Genomic DNA, 18950 nt, shown 5'->3' on the forward strand with positions numbered 1-18950 from the left:
TCACTCCTCGCGCTCATAGTGGCGTCACCGCGAGCCGGCGGAACACCATGGCCGACTGGAAGCCGCCGAAGCCGCTGCCCACCGACAGCGCCACGTCCACCGGCACCTCCCGCGCCTCGTTCGGCACGTAGTCCAGGTCGCACTCCGGGTCTCGGGTGGTCCAGTTCGCGGTGGGCGGGACCACGCCGTACTCGATGGCGAGCGCGCAGGCGGCCATCTCGATCGAGCCGATGGCGCCCAGCGAGTGGCCGACCATCGACTTGATCGAGCTGATCGGCACCCGGTACGCCGCCTCCCCCAGCGCCCGTTTGAACGCGGCCGTCTCGTGCCTGTCGTTCTGCCGGGTGCCGGAGCCGTGCGCGCTGACGTACGACACGGCCGACGGTGCGAGCCGGGCCTGCCGCAGCGCGTCGCTGATGGCCACCGCCATCTCCGCGCCGTCGGGGCGCAGGCCGGTCATGTGGAAGCCGTTGCTGCGGCCGGCGTACCCGGCGACCTCGCAGTAGACGTGCGCGCCCCGGCGGCGGGCGTGCTCGGCCTCCTCCAGCACCAGCACCGCCGCGCCCTCGGCGAGGACGAACCCGTGCCGGTCGGCGTCGAACGGCCGGGAGGCGTGCTCCGGGTCGTCGTTGTCCGGGCTGGTCGCGCCGATCGCGTCGAACGAGGCGACGGTGACCGGGGAGATCGGCGAGTCGGCGGCACCGGCGAGCACCACGTCGGCCTCGCCGTCGGCGACGAGCTGGTGGGCGTACCCGATGGCGTCGATGCCGGAGGTGCAGCCGGTGGAGATCACCTGCGCCGGGCCGTGCAGTCCGTGCCGGCAGGCCACGTCGGCGGCCAGGCTGCTGGGCACCAGCGCCTGGTAGAGGTACGGCCCGCCGAGCGCGTGGTCGACCAGCCAGTGCCGGCCGGAGTCGCTGACCCGCACGTACTCCTGCTCCAGGGCCATGGTCCCGCCGACGGCGGTGCCGAGCACCACCCCGGCGCGTTCCCGCTGCGCGTCGGTGAGGGCCAGGCCGCTGTCCGCGAGCGCCTCGGCGGAGCAGGCGAGCGCGAACTGCACGTACCGGTCGGCGCGCTGCCGTTCGGCGAGCGTGATCCCGGCGGCGTCCGGGTCGAAGTCGCACTCGGCGGCGATCTGCGACCGGAACGGCGACGGGTCGAAGAAGCTGATCCGCCGGGTGGCGGTGCGGCCCTCGGTGATCGTCTTCCAGAAGCGGTCCCGGGTGGCGCCGCCGGGTGCGACGACGCCGATGCCGGTGACCACTGTGCGCCGGCCGGTCACGACGGCTCCCGTGGCGGCGGTGCCGCGCTCTCGGTGTCGACGTGGCCGAGTTCCGGGCGCGGGGCGAGCGGTCCGAGGTGGAACACCACCTCGGCGGGCTCGTCGCCGGTGTTGCGCAGCCGGTGCCGGACGTCCTTGGGCACGTAGAGCGCCTCCCCGGCGGCGACCGGCACCGGCGCGTCGTCCAGGTCGACGGTGATCGCGCCGCGCGCGACGTAGAGGAACTCCTCGCTGTACGGGTGGTAGTGCTCGGCGATCCGCTCCCCCGGCGCGAGGGTGGCGACACCCATGAATCCCGAGGTGCTGCCGACCGTCTTCGGGCCGAGCAACACCCGCAGCTCCCCGCCGCGGCGGCGGTCGGCGGGTACGTCGTGGACGGAGACCCGGGCGGTGGTGGTGTCGGTCATCGCGCGCCTCCCGCGTGTGCCCGCTCGATCTTCTCCTTGATCACGGCGAGCTGGATCGTGCTGTTGGTGTTGATCCGGTCGGTCATACCGGCGTTGTCGACGGGTGCGTCGGGCTTCATCGCGAAGTCCTGCGTCCAGGTCATCCGGGTGCCGCCGGGCGTCTCGTCGTAGCGCCAGTGGATGCGCATGTACTCGAACGGGCCGGTCTCGACGCGCCGGGCGTGCACCTCGCGGGTGGCCGGGTCGGCGGTGCGTTCGCTGACCCAGCTCCACGACACGCCGTTGGCGTCGGGATGCATGGTGAGCCGGAAGCGCACGGTGTCGCCGTCGCGGTGCAGGATCTCCGCCGTCGCGTACTCGGTGAACAGCTCCGGCCACCGGGCCACGTCGTTGGTGATCTCCCAGACCAGCGGCAGCGGCGCGGCGATCTCCACGGCGTTCTCGGTGTGCCCGGGCGGGTCCGCCTTGCGGGCCACCAGGTCGGCGACCCCGGCGATGCTGAGCTGCCCGGCCTGTTCGGGGATCTTCACCCGCCACCTGTCGGCCACCACCGCTGACAGTTCGAGCAGCGCCAGCGAGTCCATACCCAGTTCCTCCAGGCTCGCGGCGGGCGCGCCGGCGGCGGCGTCCGGGTCCAGGCCGCAGTGCGTGACCAGGATGTCGGTGATCTCGCGGGCGAGCGGGCGGTCGGGGGCGACGGTCATCGGTTCCTCCAGGTGGTCGGGCCGGCGGCGGGCACGGCGCTGACGGGGGTACGGTCGCCCGGCTCGGCGCGCGGGTCGGGCACGACGGCCCGTGCCGGGGGCGCCTCGGCCGCGTCGCCGGCGGGCGGGGCGTCGCAGGCGGGCGGGGCGAGCAGGCGTTCCACCAGGGCGGTGGTGTGCCGGGCGGCGCGGAACGCCGGGTCGCGCAGCACCCGCCGGGCGAACGGGATGGTGGTACGCACACCGGGACCGGCCACGTCGAACTCGGCCAGCGCCCGGTCGAGCCGGTCCAGCGCGGCGTCCCGGTCCGGCGCCCACACCGCCACCTTCGCCAGCAGCGAGTCGTAGTGCGGGCTGACCAGGTAGCCGACATATCCGTGGGTGTCGACCCGGGTGAACGGTCCGCCCGGCGGCCGGAACCGGTCCAGCCGGCCCGGTGCGGGCGCGAAGTCGCGGTCCGGATCCTCCACGTTGACCCGGCATTCGATCGCCACGCCGTCCAGGCGGACGTCGGACTGGCGCAGCCGCAGGGGGGTGCCGAACGCCACGTGCAGCTGTTCCTGCACGAGGTCGATGCCGCTGACCATCTCGGTGACCGGGTGTTCCACCTGGATCCGGCAGTTGATCTCCAGGAAGTGGCAGCGTTCGGCCTCGTCGACCAGGAACTCCACGGTCCCGGCGCCGGTGAAGCCGACCGACAGCGCACCACGCAGCGCCACCTCGGCGACGGTGTCCAGGGTGGCCTGCCGCAGCGCGGGCGCGGGCGCCTCCTCGATCAGCTTCTGGTGCCGGCGCTGCACCGAGCAGTCCCGGGTGCCCAGGTGCACGCCGTTGCCGTGTCCGTCGCAGAGCACCTGCACCTCGACGTGACGGGCGTCGGCGAGGTACCGCTCGACGTACACCCGGTCGTCGCCGAACGCGACCTGCGCGGCGGCGCGGGTCCGGGCGTACGCGCGGGGCAGCTCGGCGGCCGAGCGCACCACTGTCATGCCGCGACCGCCACCGCCCGCCGCGGCCTTCACGATGACCGGGTAGCCCACCTCGGCGGCCACCTCCTGCGCCTCGGCGGCGGTGGGCAGCGTCCGGACGCTGCCCGGCGGCAGCGGCAGTCCGGCGTTGCTCATCAGCGCCCGCGCCGTCGACTTGTCCGCCAGCGCCGCCATCACCTGCGGCGGCGGGCCGACGAACACCAGCCCGTTCTCGGCGCAGATCTCGGCGAAGTCGGCGTCCTCGGACAGGAAGCCGTAGCCGGGATGGACCGCCTGCGCGCCGGTCTGCCGGGCGGCCTCCACGATCGCGGCGGCGTTGAGGTAGCTGCGGCGGCTGGCCGCCGGGCCGATCCGTACCGCCTCGTCGGCGAGCCGTACCGGCAGCGAGTCGGCGTCGGCGCTGGAGTGCACCACCACCGTGCGCACGCCGAGCTCCCGGCAGGCGCGCAGCACCCGCAGCGCGATCTCGCCGCGGTTGGCGATCAGCACCTTGTCGAACATCAGGAGTCCTGTCCGGTGACCGGTTCCAGGGCGATCAGCGGCTGGTCGTACTCGACGGGCTTGCCGTCCTCGACGAGCACCTCGACCACCCGTCCGGCCTGGCCGGCGGTCACCTCGTTCATCAGCTTCATGGCCTCGACGATGCCGACCACCTGGCCCGGGCGGACCAGGTCGCCGATCGCGACGAACGGCATCGCCCCCGGCTCGGGCGCGCGGTAGAACGTGCCGACCACGGGTGAGCGCACCGCCGGCCGGTCGGTCGCGGGCGCGGCACGCGCGGCGGGTTCAGCGGCCCGCGCGGCGAGCACCTCGGCCGGTTCGGCGGCCCGCTGCGCCGGCGGCGCCGGGTCGTGCCACTCGACCTCCAGCACCGACTCGCCGCTGCGCAGCCGCACCCGGCGTACCGGCCCGGCCAGGTCGGCGACGAGCTTGCGGGCCTGCCGGCGCAGCCCGTCCAGCACCTGCTCGGCCTCGGCGTCGGCCATCACGCCACCTCCGCCCGGCCGCCCGCGGGCGCGGCCGGGGACGGGCCGGTGGCGGCCGAGCGGGCCGCACCGAAGCGGCGGAAGCGCTGCCTGCGGCGGCGGACCAGGGTGGCCGGGGGCACGGTGAGCAGCGGCGCGAGATTCGCCGCGACCGCCCGGCGCAGCAGTTCGGCAGCGCCGCCCGGGTCGGCGTGGGCTGCCGGGCGCGGCTCCGGCACCAGCTCGTCGACCACGCCGAGGCGGCACAGGTCGGCGCCGGTGAGCCGCAGCGCGCGGGCCGCCTGCGGGGCGGCCGAGCTGTCCGGCCAGAGGATCGCCGCGCAGCCCTCCGGGCTGATCACCGAGTAGACGGCCTGCTCCAGCATGAGCACCCGGTCGGCGACCGCGAGCGCGAGCGCGCCGCCGCTGCCGCCCTCCCCGGTGACCACCGCCACCACCGGCGTGGGCAGCACGGTGAGCGCGAGGATGTTCTCCGCGATCGCCGCCGCCTGACCCTGCTGCTCGGCGCCCACCCCCGGGTCCGCACCGGGCGTGTCCACGAGCGTCACCACCGGCAGCCGCAGCCGCGCAGCGAGACGCATCAACCGCAGCGCCTTGCGGTGCCCGGCCGGACTGGCCATGCCGAAGTTGCGGGTCACCAGTTCGGCGGTGGTGTGTCCCTTCTGGTGGCCGATCACCATCACCGGCCGTCCGTCAAGGCGGGCGACGCCGCCGACGACCGCCGGGCAGTCCGCGCCGAGCCGGTCGCCGTGCAGCTCCACGAACCCGTCGAACGCCGTCTCCAGATAGTCCAGTGTGGTCGGCCGGCCCGGGTGCCGCGCCGTGCGTACCGTCTCCCAGGGGTCGCGGTCCGGGCGCGTCGTCGCGGTCGGCGCGGTGGCCGGCGGGCGCGGGGCGGGCGGGGTCTCCGGCGCGCGGCGGCCCGCCTCGGCGGCGGCGAGCAGCGCGGCGAGCCGGCCCCGCAGCGCGTGCCGGGGCACCACCATGTCCACCTGGCCGTGCCGCAGCAAGTACTCCGCGGTCTGGAAGCCCTCCGGCAGCGTGGCACCGGTGACCTGACGGATCACCCGCGGGCCGGCGAAGCCCAGCCGGGCGCCGCTCTCGGCCAGCACCAGGTCGGTGTTGGTGGCGAAGGAGGCGGCCACCCCGCCGTACGTGGGGTCGGTGACCACACTGACCGTGAGCAGACCCGCCTCCCGCATCCCGGCGAGAGCCTGGCTGACGGTGGCCATCTGCATCAGCGACAGCGCGCCCTCCTGCATCCGCGCGCCGCCGGACGCGGTCACCAGCACCAGCGGGATGCCGTCGGCGAGCGCCCGCTCGGCGGTCCGGGTGATCAGCTCACCGACCGCGCAGCCGAGGCTGCCGCCGAGGAAGCGGAAGTCCATCACCGCCAGCGCCACCGGGTGCCCGCCCAGCCGGGCGGTGCCGCAGAGCACCGCCTCGTCCAGGCCGGTCGCCGCGCGGGCCGCGCCGAGCCGGTGCGGGTACGGCAGCTCGTCGACGAACTCGATCGGGTCGACGCGTACCGCCCGGTCGGGCAGTGGGACGAACGAGTCCGGGTCGGCCAGTTGCGCCACCCGGTCCGGCGCGTCCAGCCGGGCATGCGACCCGCACTCGGGGCAGACGTCCAGGTTGCGGCGCAGCCGCTTGCGGTAGAGCAGCGACGCGCATCCGTCGCACCTCGACCAGAGCTGCTCGTCGCGCGGGGCGGTCGTGGTCACCGTGGCCGCCCGGCGGTGTCGTGGGCCGGCGCGTCGTAGCGGTAGAAGCAGTGCGCCATCGCGTCGCGCGGCGATCGCCAGGTCGGCAGGTACGGCGAGATGTACGGCCGCAGCCGCTCGCTGATCCGGACGAACTCCGGATGCCCGCGGTTGTCCTCCACCGCGCCCTGCGCAGGCGTCTCCGTCTCCAGCAGATGGACATAGAGGTCGTGCAGCCGGTACAGCGAGCGGTGCCGGACCCCGACCAGGCCGGGCAGCTCGGTCGCGTCGGACTCGGCGAAGATCTCGGCCACCCGGTCCTCGGCCGTCGGCACCACCTTGGCGACGATGAGCGAACGGTCCATTCGCGCCTCCTGCACGTCCCGGTGCGCGGCGAACCGGTCGCGCCGCACGGATCACCACACGGTCGCCCCGGCGGCGTCTACCGGGCGTCAACCGGGCCCCATCGCGCCACGAACATGGTGACGCTGCGTTGACGCAAGCTGTGCGCGAGCTATGGGAAGATCACTTTCCGGTTTCCGGTTGGCGACACTTCTTCGCAGATCACAGGCGTATTACCGAGCCCACTACGGACAGTCAGGTGACCGACCGACCGTTGACTGAGAGTAACAGGCATTGATATTCTGCGTCTCGGTCAGCCCGGCCACGGTGCAGCTCCGGCCGTGGCGGAGGCGTTCCGACACCGGCGTCGCGGGCGGCGGTCCGGGCAACGCGAAACAGTCGGGACGAAGGTTCCGGTGCTGGGGGGTGCGCCGTGTCGGGTGGGGCGAGGATGCCGACGGCGGGCGAACCCGCCCCACGGGTGTCACTGCACCTGCTCGGCGGTTTCCAGCTGCTGCACGACGACACGCCCGTGGTCGTACCCCGGGGGTTGCAGCGCGTCATCGCGCTGATCGGCCTGCGCCCGGCCGCGACCCGCAGCCACCTCGCCGGGCTGCTGTGGCCCGAGACGCCGGAGGAGCGGGCGTTGTCGTCGCTGCGGACCGCGCTGTGGCGGCTGCGGCAGGATCCGTGCTGTCCGCTGCGCACCGACGGCGACACCGTCCGGCTCGGACCGACCGTCCGCCTCGACGTGGACGACCTGGTGGAGACCGCCGCGCTGGTCCGCGAGGGCGCCGTCCCGCGCGGCGCCGCCGGCGCCGGCCGTCACGACCTGCTCCCCGGCTGGTACGACGACTGGGTGCTGCTGGAACGCGAACGGCTGCGCCAGCTGCGCCTGCACATGCTCGAGGAACTCGCCGGCAACCACCTCACCGCCGGGCGGCACGGCGAGGCGCTGGAGGCGGCGCTGGAGGCGATGGCAGCCGAACCGCTGCGGGAGACCCCGCACCGCCTGGTGGTCCGCATCCACCTGGCCGAGGGCAACGCGTTCGAGGCGGTCCACTCCTTCTACGTCTACCGGGATCTGCTCCTGCGCGAACTGCGCCTGGAACCGTCCCCGGCGATGACCGCGCTGCTCGACGACACCCTCGCGCCGATCCGGCGGGCCAGCCGGCCGGACCCGCCACCACGCCGCGCGGCCCGGACCGCCAAACCGGCGCCGCGCGCCCCCGCCGCTCCGTCGCCACCACCATCAATGCCCCGGAGGACGCGGTGACGGCGAGGTGACAGCGCGACCGGCACGGTGAGGCCAGCACCGCGGCGGCGAGAGGGGTCACGATGAGTCGACTGTTGGTGGTCAGCCGGATCGTGCCGGGCGCACAGGGGCGGGTGGCGCAGATCTTCGCCGAGTCCGACGCCACCGAACTGCCCCACCTCACCGGCGTCCGGCACCGGTCGCTGTACTACCTGCACGACCTGTGCGTCCATCTGATGGAGACCGTCGACGTCGCCCCCGGGCTCACCGCGGAACTGCGCGACAACCCGCTCTACGAGCAGGTGAACAAGCGGCTCTCCGCGCACACCTCCCCGTACCTGCCGACCTGGCACTCCCCTCGCGACGCCGTGGCCGGCTGCTTCTACAGCTGGGACGCCGCCGGCTCACCTGCGCCCGACCGGATCCACTGACCGGCCACGGGCGACGGACGGGGCGCCCCGGAACCACGCACGGCACCCAGGTTCCGGGGCGTCTCCCTGCCCTGCCACGCCGCTCGGCCCCGGCTTCCGGCACACGCTCGGTCATCCTCCGGACACCGGCCGACACCGCCGGTCCCGCCGCCGCGGTCCGGCCCCGGGCTGCCTGTCGTGCGCCGCGCGCGTGTGCGAAGCTGCCCCGAGTCTTTCGCCACCGTTGTGCACGTACATACAAGGAGGTTGGCCATGCCGTCGAGCTTCGGGCAGTGGCTGTTCGTGATACTGGCCCTGCTCATCGGATTCGCTGCCGGCTGGGTGGTCGTCGGCCGCCGTCGGTCCGGCGCCCCGGCGACGCCCACGGTGGAGACCGCACCCGAGGTGACCGCCACCGTCGACGAGCCGCGCCCGGTCGCGGTGGTCGACGAGCCCGCGGCGGCCGCCACGGTGGCCGAGCAGCCCGCACCCACCGAGACAGCGGCCGCCGAACCGGCCGTCGCCACCGCCGCCCGTACCGCCGACCAGCCGGAGACGTCGCCGACCACCGAGGCCGAGCCGGTCACCGGTGCCGCCGACCGTCGCGTGGACGAGCCGGTGACGGCCGCCGTTGTGGACGAGCCCGCCGCCACCAGCTCGACCTCCGCCGATGTGGACGAGCCGGTCGCTGCTCCGGCGCTCGTCGCCGAGTCGGAGCCCCTCGCGGTGGAGCCGGAGCGGGCACCCGTCGCCGTGCCGGGTCAGTCGGCGCCCACCGACGAGCCGGAGGCTCCGGCGACGACGTCGGCCGCTGGTCCGGCCACGGCGGAGGCAGCGCCGTCGCCGGTCGAGACGGCCGAGCAGGTGGAGACGGCCGAGCAGGTCGCGCCGGCCGAGCAGGTGGAGACGGCCGAGCAGGTCGCGCCGGCCGCGACCGCCGAGCCCGTCACGACGGCCGAGCCGGTCGCCGCCGCGCCGGCCGTGGTACCCGCGCCGCGGGCCTCGGCCGAGAACGACGTGCCGGCGGACGCGGCCGGGGACACGGCGGACGACTTCCGGCGGATCCAGGGCATCGGGCCGAAGATGGCCGCCGCGCTCCAGGACGCCGGGATCCGCACCTACCGGCAGCTCGCCGAGCTGGACGAGGCCGCGCTGCGGCAGACCGTGAAGGCCGCCGGGCTGCGCGCCGCACCCGGGCTGGCCACCTGGCCGCAGCAGGCCAAGGTGCTGGCGGGTGCCCTCGCCGACGCCGAGCGGGTGCTCCCGGCCGGCGCCGAGTAGACACTCCTCCACATTCCAGGCCGGTGGTGACGATGGTCGCCACCGGCCCGGTGCCTTTCCCGCCCCGTCACCTCCCCGAACCGGCGCCCGCCCCGCCAGTACGCCGAGGTGGTGACATCAGCACCCCGCCAACCCCGCCACAACCCCGAACCGGCGGTCGCTCCACCTGCACGAGCACCCGACGTGGTGACATCGCCACCCCGTCACCCCCGCCCGGCCGGTATGCCGGAAAAGTGACCGCGTGCGGGCGGGCATGGCTACGGTCGGTGAGGGGCCGGGACGGCCCGACGCGCGTACCGCCACCCGCAGGAGCATCTCGTGCCCACCGCAGCGCCGGAGCCCGCCGGCCGGCGACCGCCGGTTCGCGATCCGGAGGCGCCGCGCCGGGTCACGCTGCTGGAACTCTTCTTCGACCTGGTCTACGTGGTCGCGCTCGCGTTGATCTCACGCAACCTGGTCGGGTCGGTGACCTGGGAACGGGCGGCCGAGTCGCTGGTCATGCTGATGGCGCTCTGGTGGACCTGGGCGATCACCACGCTGGTCACCGATGTCTACGATCCCCGGCGCACCGAGATCAAGCTGCTGATCGTGGCGGTGATGTTCGGCGCGCTGCTGATGACCACCGCCATCCCGGAAGCGTTCGGCTCCCGGGGGCTGGTGTTCGCCGGCACGTACGTGACGATCCATCTCGGACGCGGGTTGTTCCTGATGCCCACCGTGCGCCGGGACGCGCAGACGAACCGCCGGGCCCTGCGCATCTTCGTCTGGTTCGCCGTGTCGGCCGTACCGTGGCTGGTCGGCGCGCTGGCCGCGCACGGCACCGCCCGGTTGTGGTTCTGGGCCGGCGCCCTGGCCATCGACTATCTGGGGTTCCGGCTGGCGTATCCGGTGCCCGGGCTGGGCGCGGTGCCCGACGCCCAGCGCAGGGTCACCGCCGAGCATCTGTCCGAGCGGTACCAGCAGTTCTTCATCATCGCGCTCGGCGACGCCGTGCTGGTCGCCGGAACCGTGTTCAGCCTGCACCACTCCGAGGCGGAGAACCTGGCCGCCTTCACCGTCGCGTTCGCCACCACGCTGCTGCTCTGGCGCATCTACGTGCACAAGTCCGGTGAGCTGCTGCCGGACGCCATCGCCCGGGCGGCTCAGCCGAGCCGGTTCCTCAACACCGCCCCGTACACCCATCTGCTGATGGTGGCCGGGGTGGTGACCGCCGCGGCGGGTTTCGACTTGGTTCTGCTGGAGCCGACCGGCCACACGCCGCCGGCCTGGCTGGCGGTGATCCTCGGCGGGCCGGCGCTGTTCCTGATCGGCCGGGGCGCCTTCGAGTACGAGGTGTTCAGCCGGGTGTCGCCATCGCGGCCCGGCGGGGTGCTGGCGCTGCTCACGATCGCCCCGGCCGGGTTGTTCCTCGCGCCGGTCTACGCCTCCGCCGGGGCGATGCTGGTGCTGGCCGGGGTAGCGTGCGCCGACTACCGCCGCAGCCGCGGCCGTCCGCCGGAGGAGCCGATGCCACCGCACTGACGTAATCGGAATCGGCCGTGCCGGCGTCGCTGTGTCGTTTGGCGGATCACCCGCACGGGGTACATGGCCTCCACCTCGAATCCACCACGACCCCAGTGGAGGCAACTGATGCGCGGCACCTCGATAGTCGGCGTCCTGGTCGTCATCTGGCTCATCATCGGCGCCATCGCCGCCGGTCAGCGCGGCTACTACGGCAACGACGAAACCAACTGTGCGGAGGCGGGCACGATCCTGGTCACCATCGTGGCCGGACCGCTGAACTACATCGGCGCCAACCCGAAGGTGGACTGCAAGCTCCCCGAACCGTCGAAGTAGGCGGCCACCCCCGTACTTCCGGCCCGCGCCCGCCCGGCGAGCGCGGGCCGTTCCGTGTCCGCGGCGCGGAGCGTCACCACCTCTACGGCATCCTAGGAGGCTGGGTTCCGTGGGGTTTGCCCGCCGGAGCGGTGGGAACGGCAGCGGTTCGCCGACGACGGAACGGAGACCCGGGCATGCGGATCGGCTACAAGCTCGCCTCGGAGGCGTTCGGGCCCCAGGAACTCATCCGGCAGGCGGTCCGGGCCGAGGAGGCCGGGTTCGACTTCGTCGAGATGAGCGACCACTACCATCCCTGGCTGGAGGTGCAGGGTCACTCCTGCTTCACCTGGAGCGCGCTCGGCGCGATCGCCGCCCGCACCACCACCCTCGGCCTCGCCACCGGCGTCACCTGCCCGTCGGTCCGCTACCACCCGGCGATCGTCGCGCAGGCCGCCGCCACCATGGCGCTGATCTCCGACGGGCGGTTCACGCTCGGGGTGGGCGCCGGAGAGCGGCTCAACGAGCACGTCGTCGGGCAGGGGTTCCCCAGTGTCCGGGGGCGGCACGAGCGGCTGCGCGAGGCGTTGGAGATCATCCGGCTGCTCTGGCAGGGCGGCTACCGCTCGTACGACGGCCGGCACCTGCACCTGGAGGACGCCCGGATCTGGGACCTGCCCGAGCAGCCGCCGGTCATCGCCGTGGCCGCGAGCGGCCGGGAGTCGGCCGGTCTCGCGGCTGAGCTGGGCACCGGCCTGTTCGCCACCGAGCCGAAGGCGTCGATCGTCGACCAGTACCGCAACGCCGGCGGTCAGGGCCCGCGCTACGCCGAGGTTCCGATGGCCTGGGCCACCGACGAGGAGACGGCGGTACGCGCGGCCCGGGAGACCAGCCGCTGGGCGATCACCGGCTGGAAGGTGATGAGCGAACTGCCGAACCCGGTGAACTTCGACGCCGCCACCGCCTGGGTCGAGGACCACCACATCCGGCAGCAGTTCTCCGTCGGCCCGGACGCCGCGCCGCACGTGGAGAAGGCGCGGACGTACGTCGAGGCCGGCTTCGACCACATCGTGCTCCAGAACGCCGGGCCGGACCCGGACGGCTTCCTGGACTTCTGCGCCCGCGACCTGCTCGCCCGCGTCCGCGCGCTCGGCTAGTCCGCGCGCCCGGCCGGTCCACGCGCCCGGCCGGACCTGCGCTCAGCCGCCCACATGGATACCGGGGCGGCGGGTCGGGTCCGGCTCGGACTTGCGGATGATCTCCCGCACCACGGGCGGGGTGTCGCCCCGGCCGAGGATGAGGTAGCGCAGCAGGTGCGCGATCGGGTTCCCCTCCGACCACTCGAAGTGGCAGTGCGGGCGCACACCCGTCGCGTCGCGCAACGCCAGCAGGATCGCGGCTATCGCGTTCGGCGCGGCCGAACTGCTCGCGCGCAGGATCCGGTAGCCGCCGGACTCCACCCCGTGCACCCGCAGCACCTGGCTGAACTGGGACGGGTCGCTCACGTCGATCTCCAGGAAGAGCACGTCGGCGGCGCCCGGCACCGGGTTCATCGACCGTTGCGCCCGTTCCTTGACCCGGTACTCCTTGACCGACCCGCGCTGCCGTTTGTTGGCGATCAGGTGCAGCCGCCCGTCCCGGGAGACTGACTCGTCGACGAAGCGGCGGGCCGCCTCGTCGAACTCGATCCGCTCGGCCCGAAGCTCGGTGGTCCGGGTGACCCGGGAGATCAGCGACACCGCGATGATCCCGGCGATGAAGAACCCGGAGATGGTGATGCCGTCCGGCTTCTCCACCACGTTCTCCACCAGCGCGTACAGCAGCACGGCGGTGAGCACCGCGAACCCGGCAGCGGCGGCGCGGCTGCGGGCGCGCAGCACGGCGATGGTCACCGCTATCGCGGCGGAGACCATCATCGCGAGGATGCCCGTGGCGTACGCCCCGGCCTGAGCGTTCACGTCGGCGGAGAAGGCGATCGTGATGGCGATGCTGATCGCGGTGTAGACCAGCACCACCGGGCGCACCGCCCGCCCCCACTCCGGCGCCATGCCGTACGACGGCAGGTAGCGGGGCACGATGTTGATCAGCCCGGCCATCGCCGACGCGCCCGCGAACCAGAGGATCAGGATGCTGCTGATGTCGTAGACGGTGCCGAACGCCTCGCCGAGGTGCTCGTGGGCGAGGAACGCCAGTGCCCGGCCGTCCGCCGGCCCGCCGGGGTCGAACGCCTCGGGCGGGATCAGCACGGTGGTGACGAACGTGGTGGCGATCAGGTAGACCGACATGATCAACGCGGCGGCGGTGAGCAGCCGGCGGGTGTTGCGGATCCGGGCGTCCAGCCGCCGTTGCGCGTCCTCGCCCTCGCCGCGCACCAGCGGCATCATGCTCACCCCGGTCTCGAACCCGGACAGGCCGAGCACCAGCAGCGGGAACGCGAGCACGCTCGTGGCCACGACGTCGCCGGGCCCGCCGGTGTCGGCCAGCCGGCCGGTCCAGCCCCCGAGCAGGCCCGGGTCGGCGACGACCTCGGCCACGCCGACGACCACCACCACCGCGTTCAACGCCAGGAACACCGCCACCAGCGGGATGGCGACCTGCACGGCCTCGCTGAACCCGAGCAGGAACACGAAGCCGAGCACGAGCAGCAGCGCCACGGTGACCACCACCGCCGCCGTGTCGCCGTGCGGGAACGACGCGGGCAGGACCGGGTTCTCCAGCAGGTGCACGCTGGCGTCGGCGGCGGAGAGCGTGATCGTGATGATCCACGAGGTGGCGACGAAGCCGAGCAGCACCAGCACGAAGACCTTGCCGCGCCAGAACGGCAGCAGCCGCTCCAGCATGGCCACCGAGCCCTGCCCGTGCGGGCTCTCCCGGGCCACCCGGCGGTACATCGGCAGCATCCCGAGCAGCGTCAGCGCCACGATCAGCAGCGTGGCCAGCGGGCTGAGCGCGCCGGCCGCCACGGCGGCGATGCCGGGCAGGTAGGACAGCGTGGAGAAGTAGTCGACGCCGGTCAGGCACATCACCTGCCACCACGGGTGGGACCGGGTCTGGTGCTCGCGGACCTCCGGGCCGACCGGCTCGACCCGGTGCGCGAACAACCACCGGTGCAGCCGGCCCGCCGGCGGCCTCGGCCGCGCCGGGGCCGCCACCCGTTCCGGCAGCTCCGGCACGGCACGGCCGGACCGCTCGGCGTGATCGCCGTGCCGACCGGCCCGGGCCGCCGCGGCCGCGCGCGCCTCCCGGCGCCGCTCCCGCGTGCGCCTGGGCTGTTCCGGCTCCCCCGCCTGCCCCATCTGCTCCCCTTCGTCCCTGTGAAGACGGTAGGGGTTGTCCCCGCCTCGACCCGGCCGAACCGGTCAAAGATCCGGTCTGCGGGCCAGCGCGTCGCGCACCGCCGCCGGGTCGGCCACCGTCACGGTGACCGCCGGATGCCGCGGCCAGGGGCCGGGGGCCAGCACCGGCACCGGCTCGGCGAAACGCAGGCAGAGCCCACCGGCCACGCTGGTACCGAAGGTCACCCCGCCGTCGGCCAGCGACAGGTGCGGGCCGATCGCCCGCCACCAGCGGTACGGCCCGCTCAGCTCGACACCGGTCACGTTGCCCGGCGTGGTACGCAGCAGCCACGGCCCGAACCGGACGACGAGCGCTTCCGGGCCCCAGCCGAGCCAGGCCGTGGCGGGCCGTACCCCGAGCAGCGCCAGCGGCAGCCGGAACGCCGGGTCGAAGCGGAACGGGAAGCGGCGGACCGGGCCCGGCGGGAGGGCTCCGGGGCCGGCCGGTTCGTCTCGCGGCACGGCGACGACGTACCCGGTGCGGCGGGCTCGACACCCGCGGGCGGCGTTCCCGCGTCCCGCGCCCGGACGGCGGGACGCGGGAACCCCCCGTCCCGGCTACTGCAGGAACGCCCCGAGGGGCGACAGCAGCAGCCGGCCGAGCAGCGCGGCGTTGTCGTCCAGCCGCGTCCGCTCACACTCACGGGCGTCCGGGTCGTGCCGGCAGTGCCAGATCTTCTGCGCGTTGCGCCAGGCCACGTTCCGGGTGTACTCCACCAGTTCGCCCTGGTACCAGTCGTCGATGTCGCCGTTGACCATGTCGATCATGAGTTGCCAGTTGTCCAGGTAGCCGCGGCGCAGCTCCGGGATCCGCTCGGCGAAGATCTTGTTGATCTCCAGGTAGTCGCGGTGCTGGTCGCTGCCGTCGATCGGCTCGGACTCCAGGCTGTCGAACGTGGTCACCAGCGCGAACGGCAGGTCGTAGTTGATGTGCGCGTTGACGCCCGCGGCGGCCGACGGCAGCGGCCGGGCGTCCGGGCCACGCATCCGCTTGAACAGGCACGACCACGCCTTCGGGGTGCTCGGGCTGGAGTCGGTCCAGAACCGCAGCGCCTCGAAGTAGCGGGCCGCGAACTCCACGTCCAGCCGTGCCAGGAACGCCGGGTCGCAGAACCGGTCGTCGTACAGGCCGTCGAGCACGGTGCTGGTGATGACCAGGTAGAGCTTGTTGAAGTCGGCGAGCGGGCAGCTCTCCTCCAGCGGCGGTAGCCGCACCAGCAGATCCTGCAACTTGGTCAGATGGTCCACGACCGCCGGCACGTCGGCGGGGTGGTCGGCGAGCAACCCGACGATGTCCTGGTGCACAGGACCCCAGACCGGTTCGGTCATCTCTCCTCCACAACGGCCGGCGCCCACGACGCCACCACCGGCGTTCCGCGGGACAGCCTGCCAGCCGCCGTCCACATCGCGGATCCGTCGAACGACGTATTGCCGGCGTACGCCTACGCCGCGCCGTTGCGCAGGAAGATGGCGCTGGCCTGGACCCGGGTGCGTACCTGGAGCTTGTCGAAGATGTGCGAGACGTGGACGCCGATGGTCCGCTCGCTGATGAACAGCCGCTGGCCGATCTCCCGGTTGGTCAGCCCCTCGGCAACGGCGGCGAGCACCTCCCGCTCCCGCGCGGTGAGCGTCGCCAGCTCGTCCACCGCCGGCCCGGCGGGCGCCGCCGCCCGCTGCCGGGGCACCGGCGTGGGGTCCGGCGCGGCGTCCATGGTCACCCGGGCCCGCGAGGCGACGGTACGGATCTCCGCGGTCAGCGGCACCGCGCCGAGCGACTGGGCCATCGCGTACGCCCGGTGCAGCAGCTTGCCGGCGGTGGCGACCCGGCTGCGGCGGGACAGCAGCGCCTCGGCCTGCCGCAACCGCGAGTACGCGGCCGGATAGGGGTGGTTGCGCCGGTCCCACTCGAGCGCGGAGCGTTCCCACAGCGCGGGGTCGCCCCGGCCGTCGTCGAGGCGGCTCAGCTCGGCGTCGCAGAGCGCCAGGAACCCCTCGGCGACGTAGCGCACCGGTGCGCCCGCCTTGGCGCTCTTGCCGGTCACCCGGTCGACCACCTCGCGCAGGCGGCGTACCGCGTTCGGGTCCACCTCGATCGTGCGGCCGGCCGCCGCCTCGGCCTCCGCGCGCAGCCCGTGCCAGGCCAGCGTGGCCAGCACGATCACGTCGTCGGAGCGGCTCTCGGTCAGGCCCCGCTGCACCGCCTGCCGGGCCAGGTCGTGCCGGCCCTGCCACATGGCCAGGCCGGCGCGCAGGATGAGCATCGGCAGCACGTGCCGGGCGCCGCCGCCGGCCAGCACCGTCGCGACCGCCTCCAGGTCCCGGTCGGACGCCTCGACGTCGCCGTACCCGACGGAGAGCCGGCACCGGGCCAGCAGCAGCTCGACCGCGTCGGCCCCGGACGGGCGGTGCCGCAGCGCCGCCGCGACGACCTTCTCCGCCTCGGCCCACTGCCCGACCCGGAACAACCCGTTCGTCGCCACCGCCAGCAGCCGGGTCTCCCACGTGCGGCCGAGCCCCATCTGGGCGACCCGGTCGGCGCCCCGGCGGGCCACCACCACACCCTCCTCGAGGATGTTCAGCGGCCCGGTGAGCAGCTCGGCCAGGTGCAGGTAGGCGCAGGCCACGTCCTCCGGCCGGCCGGACCGCTCGGCGGTGTCCAGCGCCCGGCGCATCACCGCCAGCCCGGCGGCCGGATCCTCCAGGAACGCCTCGCTGAACCCGAGCGCGGCGCTGGCCATCACCACCTCGGAGGTGGTGCCGGGAACGTCGGCGGCGAGCGCGAGAGCCTCCCGGGCCTGGTCGCCGGCCTCGGCGTAGCGGCCGAGGTGCAGCAGCAGCTCGGCCAGCCGGGCGGCGGCGGTGCACCGCTCCTGCGGCGTGCAGTCGGGCGAGTCCAGCACCCGCCGGTACTCCTGCTCGGCGGGGGCCGACCGGCCGGCCGCGGCCAGGTAGCGGGCCCGGCGGATGCGCAGCGCGCAGACCGGCGGGCCGGACGGGTCGTCGGTCAGCTCCTCCAGCAGCGTCAGGGCGCGGGCGTGCTCCCCGCTGTGGTGCGCGGCCTCGGCGGCGTGGCTGAGCAGCTCGGCCCGGTCCACCTCGACCGGCTCGGGCCGCGCCCCGTCGGGCAGGACGGCGGTCGGCTCGGTGGCCAGGGTCAGCGCGGCGGACCAGTGGCGGTGCGCCTCGGCGTACCCGTGCAGCCGCTCCGCCTCCCGGGCGGCGGCCATCGCGGCGGGCAGCGCCCGGCCCGGCTCGCCGGCGTGCCGCCAGTGGTGGGCCAGCCGGGCCTGGTGCAGCTCGGCCGGTACGGCGGTGAGCGCCTCGGCGTAGCGGCGGTGCAGCGCGGCCCGTTCGGCGGGCAGCAGCTCGTGGGCCAGGACCTCGGCGACCAGCCGGTGCCGCAACCGGTAGCCGTCGTCGGCGCCGACCAGCAGGCGGTGCGCGACCGCCTCGCGGACCGCGTCGAGCAGTTCCTCCTCGGGCAGCCGCACCACCTGCGCCAGCAGCCAGTGCTCGACCGGCTCGACGCCGACCGCCACCGCGTGCACCACCGCGTGCGCCGGCTGCGGCAGCGCGTCGACCCGGTCGAGGAACACCTCGCGCAGCGTGTCGGAGAGGCCGTCGCGGCCGTCGCGCCGGTCGCGGGCCAGCTCCTCCACCACGAACGGGTTGCCGCCGCTGCGCTGCCAGAGCTGGTCGGCGGCCTCCGGGGGCAGCGGCGCGCCGACCACGGCGGCGGCCAGTTCGTCGGTGGCGGACCGGTCCAGCGGCAGCAGGTCGATCACCCGTACCGAGCGCAGTCGGCGCAGCTCGGTGAGCACCCGGCGCAGCGGGTGCGCGCCGCGCAGCGACTCGGCCCGGATCGCGGCCAGCACGGAGAGCTGGAGGTCGCCGAGCCCGGCCAGCAGGTAGAGCAGGAGTTGCCTGGTGCTGCGGTCGACCCACTGCAGATCGTCGAGGACGAGCACCAGCGGCCGTCCACCGGCCACCACGTGCAGGCCCTGGGCGACGCGTTCCAGCAGCGCGCCGGCACCGTCCGGACCGGGGGTCTCCTCGTCGAAGACCTGCAACACCCCGCGGATCGCCGACGTGGTGCGCGCCTGCGCCTGCTCGGCGTCGAGCCGGCGCAGCGCCTGCCGTACCGGGTGCAGCGGCGAGGCGTCTCCGATGTCGAGGCAGGTGCCGGTGAGCACCAGGGCGCCGGTCTGCCGCAGCTGCTCGCCGACCTCGGTCAGCAGGCGGGTCTTGCCCACCCCGCTCTCTCCGGTGAGGAACACCGCGCCGGTCTGCCCGGGCCGCAGGTCGTCGTAGAGCGCCGACCGCAGCGTCGCCATCGTCCCGGTACGGCCGACGAGAGGTGCCGTGTCCACGTCGCTGGCCATGGGACGCAGCCTAGTCACAGGTCCCCGCACCGTTCTACGGCCTCGGGGCCGGACTC

Annotated in this window: 17 protein-coding genes; 6 read left to right on the forward strand and 11 right to left on the reverse strand. The window is 74.2% G+C overall.

Going from position 1 to position 18950, the window contains the following annotated elements:
• Window positions 1-13: 13 nt before the first annotated feature.
• Genes KSK32_RS28910 through KSK32_RS28940 form a run of 7 tightly spaced genes read right to left on the reverse strand, consistent with a single transcriptional unit; the run spans window position 14 to window position 6439 of the window.
• Window positions 14-1285: a beta-ketoacyl synthase gene (locus KSK32_RS28910; protein ID WP_216934461.1), complete on the reverse strand. Its 1272-nt coding sequence runs from the start codon at window positions 1283-1285 to the stop codon at window positions 14-16.
• Window positions 1282-1692, reverse strand: a complete 411-nt coding sequence (locus tag KSK32_RS28915) for a cupin domain-containing protein (protein ID WP_216934463.1) — start codon at window positions 1690-1692, stop codon at window positions 1282-1284. The genes KSK32_RS28910 and KSK32_RS28915 overlap by 4 nt, the downstream gene beginning before the upstream one ends.
• Window positions 1689-2396 carry an SRPBCC family protein gene (locus tag KSK32_RS28920; RefSeq protein ID WP_216934465.1) on the reverse strand — a complete coding sequence of 236 codons (708 nt, stop codon included), beginning with the start codon at window positions 2394-2396 and terminating at the stop codon, window positions 1689-1691. The genes KSK32_RS28915 and KSK32_RS28920 overlap by 4 nt, the downstream gene beginning before the upstream one ends.
• Window positions 2393-3886 (reverse strand): acetyl/propionyl/methylcrotonyl-CoA carboxylase subunit alpha, encoded by a 1494-nt coding sequence (locus KSK32_RS28925; protein ID WP_216934467.1) that lies wholly within the window; start codon window positions 3884-3886, stop codon window positions 2393-2395. Before KSK32_RS28925 ends, KSK32_RS28920 begins: the two co-directional genes overlap by 4 nt.
• Window positions 3886-4371: an acetyl-CoA carboxylase biotin carboxyl carrier protein gene (gene accB, locus KSK32_RS28930; protein ID WP_216934469.1), complete on the reverse strand. Its 486-nt coding sequence runs from the start codon at window positions 4369-4371 to the stop codon at window positions 3886-3888. Before accB ends, KSK32_RS28925 begins: the two co-directional genes overlap by 1 nt.
• Window positions 4371-6095: an acetyl-CoA carboxylase carboxyltransferase subunit alpha gene (locus tag KSK32_RS28935; RefSeq protein WP_216934471.1), complete on the reverse strand. Its 1725-nt coding sequence runs from the start codon at window positions 6093-6095 to the stop codon at window positions 4371-4373. Before KSK32_RS28935 ends, accB begins: the two co-directional genes overlap by 1 nt.
• Window positions 6092-6439, reverse strand: a complete 348-nt coding sequence (locus KSK32_RS28940; protein WP_091042913.1) for a TcmI family type II polyketide cyclase — start codon at window positions 6437-6439, stop codon at window positions 6092-6094. The genes KSK32_RS28935 and KSK32_RS28940 overlap by 4 nt, the downstream gene beginning before the upstream one ends.
• 410 nt (window positions 6440-6849) lie before the next feature.
• Here KSK32_RS28940 and KSK32_RS28945 point away from each other — a divergent pair, with 410 nt between their 5' ends.
• From KSK32_RS28945 to KSK32_RS28970, 6 genes are all read left to right on the forward strand, one after another.
• Complete coding sequence (locus KSK32_RS28945) at window positions 6850-7692, forward strand: BTAD domain-containing putative transcriptional regulator (protein WP_289256417.1); 843 nt, start codon at window positions 6850-6852, stop codon at window positions 7690-7692.
• A gap of 62 nt (window positions 7693-7754) precedes the next feature.
• Window positions 7755-8102 carry a TcmI family type II polyketide cyclase gene (locus KSK32_RS28950; protein ID WP_026267578.1) on the forward strand — a complete coding sequence of 116 codons (348 nt, stop codon included), beginning with the start codon at window positions 7755-7757 and terminating at the stop codon, window positions 8100-8102.
• A 252-nt stretch (window positions 8103-8354) separates the two neighbouring features.
• Window positions 8355-9362, forward strand: coding sequence for a helix-hairpin-helix domain-containing protein (locus KSK32_RS28955; protein ID WP_216934475.1), 1008 nt, complete (start codon window positions 8355-8357; stop codon window positions 9360-9362).
• A 318-nt stretch (window positions 9363-9680) separates the two neighbouring features.
• A complete protein-coding gene (locus tag KSK32_RS28960; RefSeq protein ID WP_216934477.1) occupies window positions 9681-10883 on the forward strand; it encodes a low temperature requirement protein A in 1203 nt (400 codons plus the stop codon).
• Between the two features lie 108 nt (window positions 10884-10991).
• Complete coding sequence (locus KSK32_RS28965) at window positions 10992-11198, forward strand: hypothetical protein (protein ID WP_013286658.1); 207 nt, start codon at window positions 10992-10994, stop codon at window positions 11196-11198.
• Between the two features lie 176 nt (window positions 11199-11374).
• Window positions 11375-12334, forward strand: coding sequence for a TIGR03557 family F420-dependent LLM class oxidoreductase (locus tag KSK32_RS28970; RefSeq protein WP_216934479.1), 960 nt, complete (start codon window positions 11375-11377; stop codon window positions 12332-12334).
• Window positions 12335-12376: 42 nt separating this feature from the next.
• Here the strand turns inward: KSK32_RS28970 and KSK32_RS28975 are convergent, their stop codons facing one another.
• From KSK32_RS28975 to KSK32_RS28990, 4 genes are all read right to left on the reverse strand, one after another.
• Window positions 12377-14473 carry an amino acid transporter gene (locus KSK32_RS28975; protein WP_216934481.1) on the reverse strand — a complete coding sequence of 699 codons (2097 nt, stop codon included), beginning with the start codon at window positions 14471-14473 and terminating at the stop codon, window positions 12377-12379.
• A 63-nt stretch (window positions 14474-14536) separates the two neighbouring features.
• Window positions 14537-14974 (reverse strand): hypothetical protein, encoded by a 438-nt coding sequence (locus tag KSK32_RS28980; RefSeq protein ID WP_216934483.1) that lies wholly within the window; start codon window positions 14972-14974, stop codon window positions 14537-14539.
• Between the two features lie 96 nt (window positions 14975-15070).
• Window positions 15071-15841: a DUF5995 family protein gene (locus KSK32_RS28985; RefSeq protein WP_216934484.1), complete on the reverse strand. Its 771-nt coding sequence runs from the start codon at window positions 15839-15841 to the stop codon at window positions 15071-15073.
• Window positions 15842-15954: 113 nt separating this feature from the next.
• On the reverse strand, window positions 15955-18894 hold the full coding sequence (locus tag KSK32_RS28990; protein WP_216934486.1) for a helix-turn-helix transcriptional regulator: 2940 nt from the start codon (window positions 18892-18894) through the stop codon (window positions 15955-15957).
• Between the last annotated feature and the right edge of the window lie 56 nt (window positions 18895-18950).

Origin of the sequence: Micromonospora sp. WMMB482 (assembly GCF_019038635.1) — a bacterium.
In the GTDB taxonomy this organism is placed as follows: Bacteria; Actinomycetota; Actinomycetes; order Mycobacteriales; family Micromonosporaceae; genus Micromonospora; species Micromonospora marina.

Excerpts from the sequence above, each read along its gene's own strand:
- KSK32_RS28975 (WP_216934481.1), bottom strand. The coding sequence starts at position 14,473 with ATGGGGCAGGCGGGGGAGCCGGAACAGCCCAGGCGCACGCGGGAGCGG.
- accB (WP_216934469.1), bottom strand. The coding sequence starts at position 4,371 with ATGGCCGACGCCGAGGCCGAGCAGGTGCTGGACGGGCTGCGCCGGCAG.
- KSK32_RS28940 (WP_091042913.1), bottom strand. The coding sequence starts at position 6,439 with ATGGACCGTTCGCTCATCGTCGCCAAGGTGGTGCCGACGGCCGAGGAC.
- KSK32_RS28970 (WP_216934479.1), top strand. The coding sequence starts at position 11,375 with ATGCGGATCGGCTACAAGCTCGCCTCGGAGGCGTTCGGGCCCCAGGAA.
- KSK32_RS28985 (WP_216934484.1), bottom strand. The coding sequence starts at position 15,841 with ATGACCGAACCGGTCTGGGGTCCTGTGCACCAGGACATCGTCGGGTTG.
- KSK32_RS28920 (WP_216934465.1), bottom strand. The coding sequence starts at position 2,396 with ATGACCGTCGCCCCCGACCGCCCGCTCGCCCGCGAGATCACCGACATC.
- KSK32_RS28915 (WP_216934463.1), bottom strand. The coding sequence starts at position 1,692 with ATGACCGACACCACCACCGCCCGGGTCTCCGTCCACGACGTACCCGCC.
- KSK32_RS28925 (WP_216934467.1), bottom strand. The coding sequence starts at position 3,886 with ATGTTCGACAAGGTGCTGATCGCCAACCGCGGCGAGATCGCGCTGCGG.
- KSK32_RS28955 (WP_216934475.1), top strand. The coding sequence starts at position 8,355 with ATGCCGTCGAGCTTCGGGCAGTGGCTGTTCGTGATACTGGCCCTGCTC.
- KSK32_RS28990 (WP_216934486.1), bottom strand. The coding sequence starts at position 18,894 with ATGGCCAGCGACGTGGACACGGCACCTCTCGTCGGCCGTACCGGGACG.
- KSK32_RS28950 (WP_026267578.1), top strand. The coding sequence starts at position 7,755 with ATGAGTCGACTGTTGGTGGTCAGCCGGATCGTGCCGGGCGCACAGGGG.
- KSK32_RS28965 (WP_013286658.1), top strand. The coding sequence starts at position 10,992 with ATGCGCGGCACCTCGATAGTCGGCGTCCTGGTCGTCATCTGGCTCATC.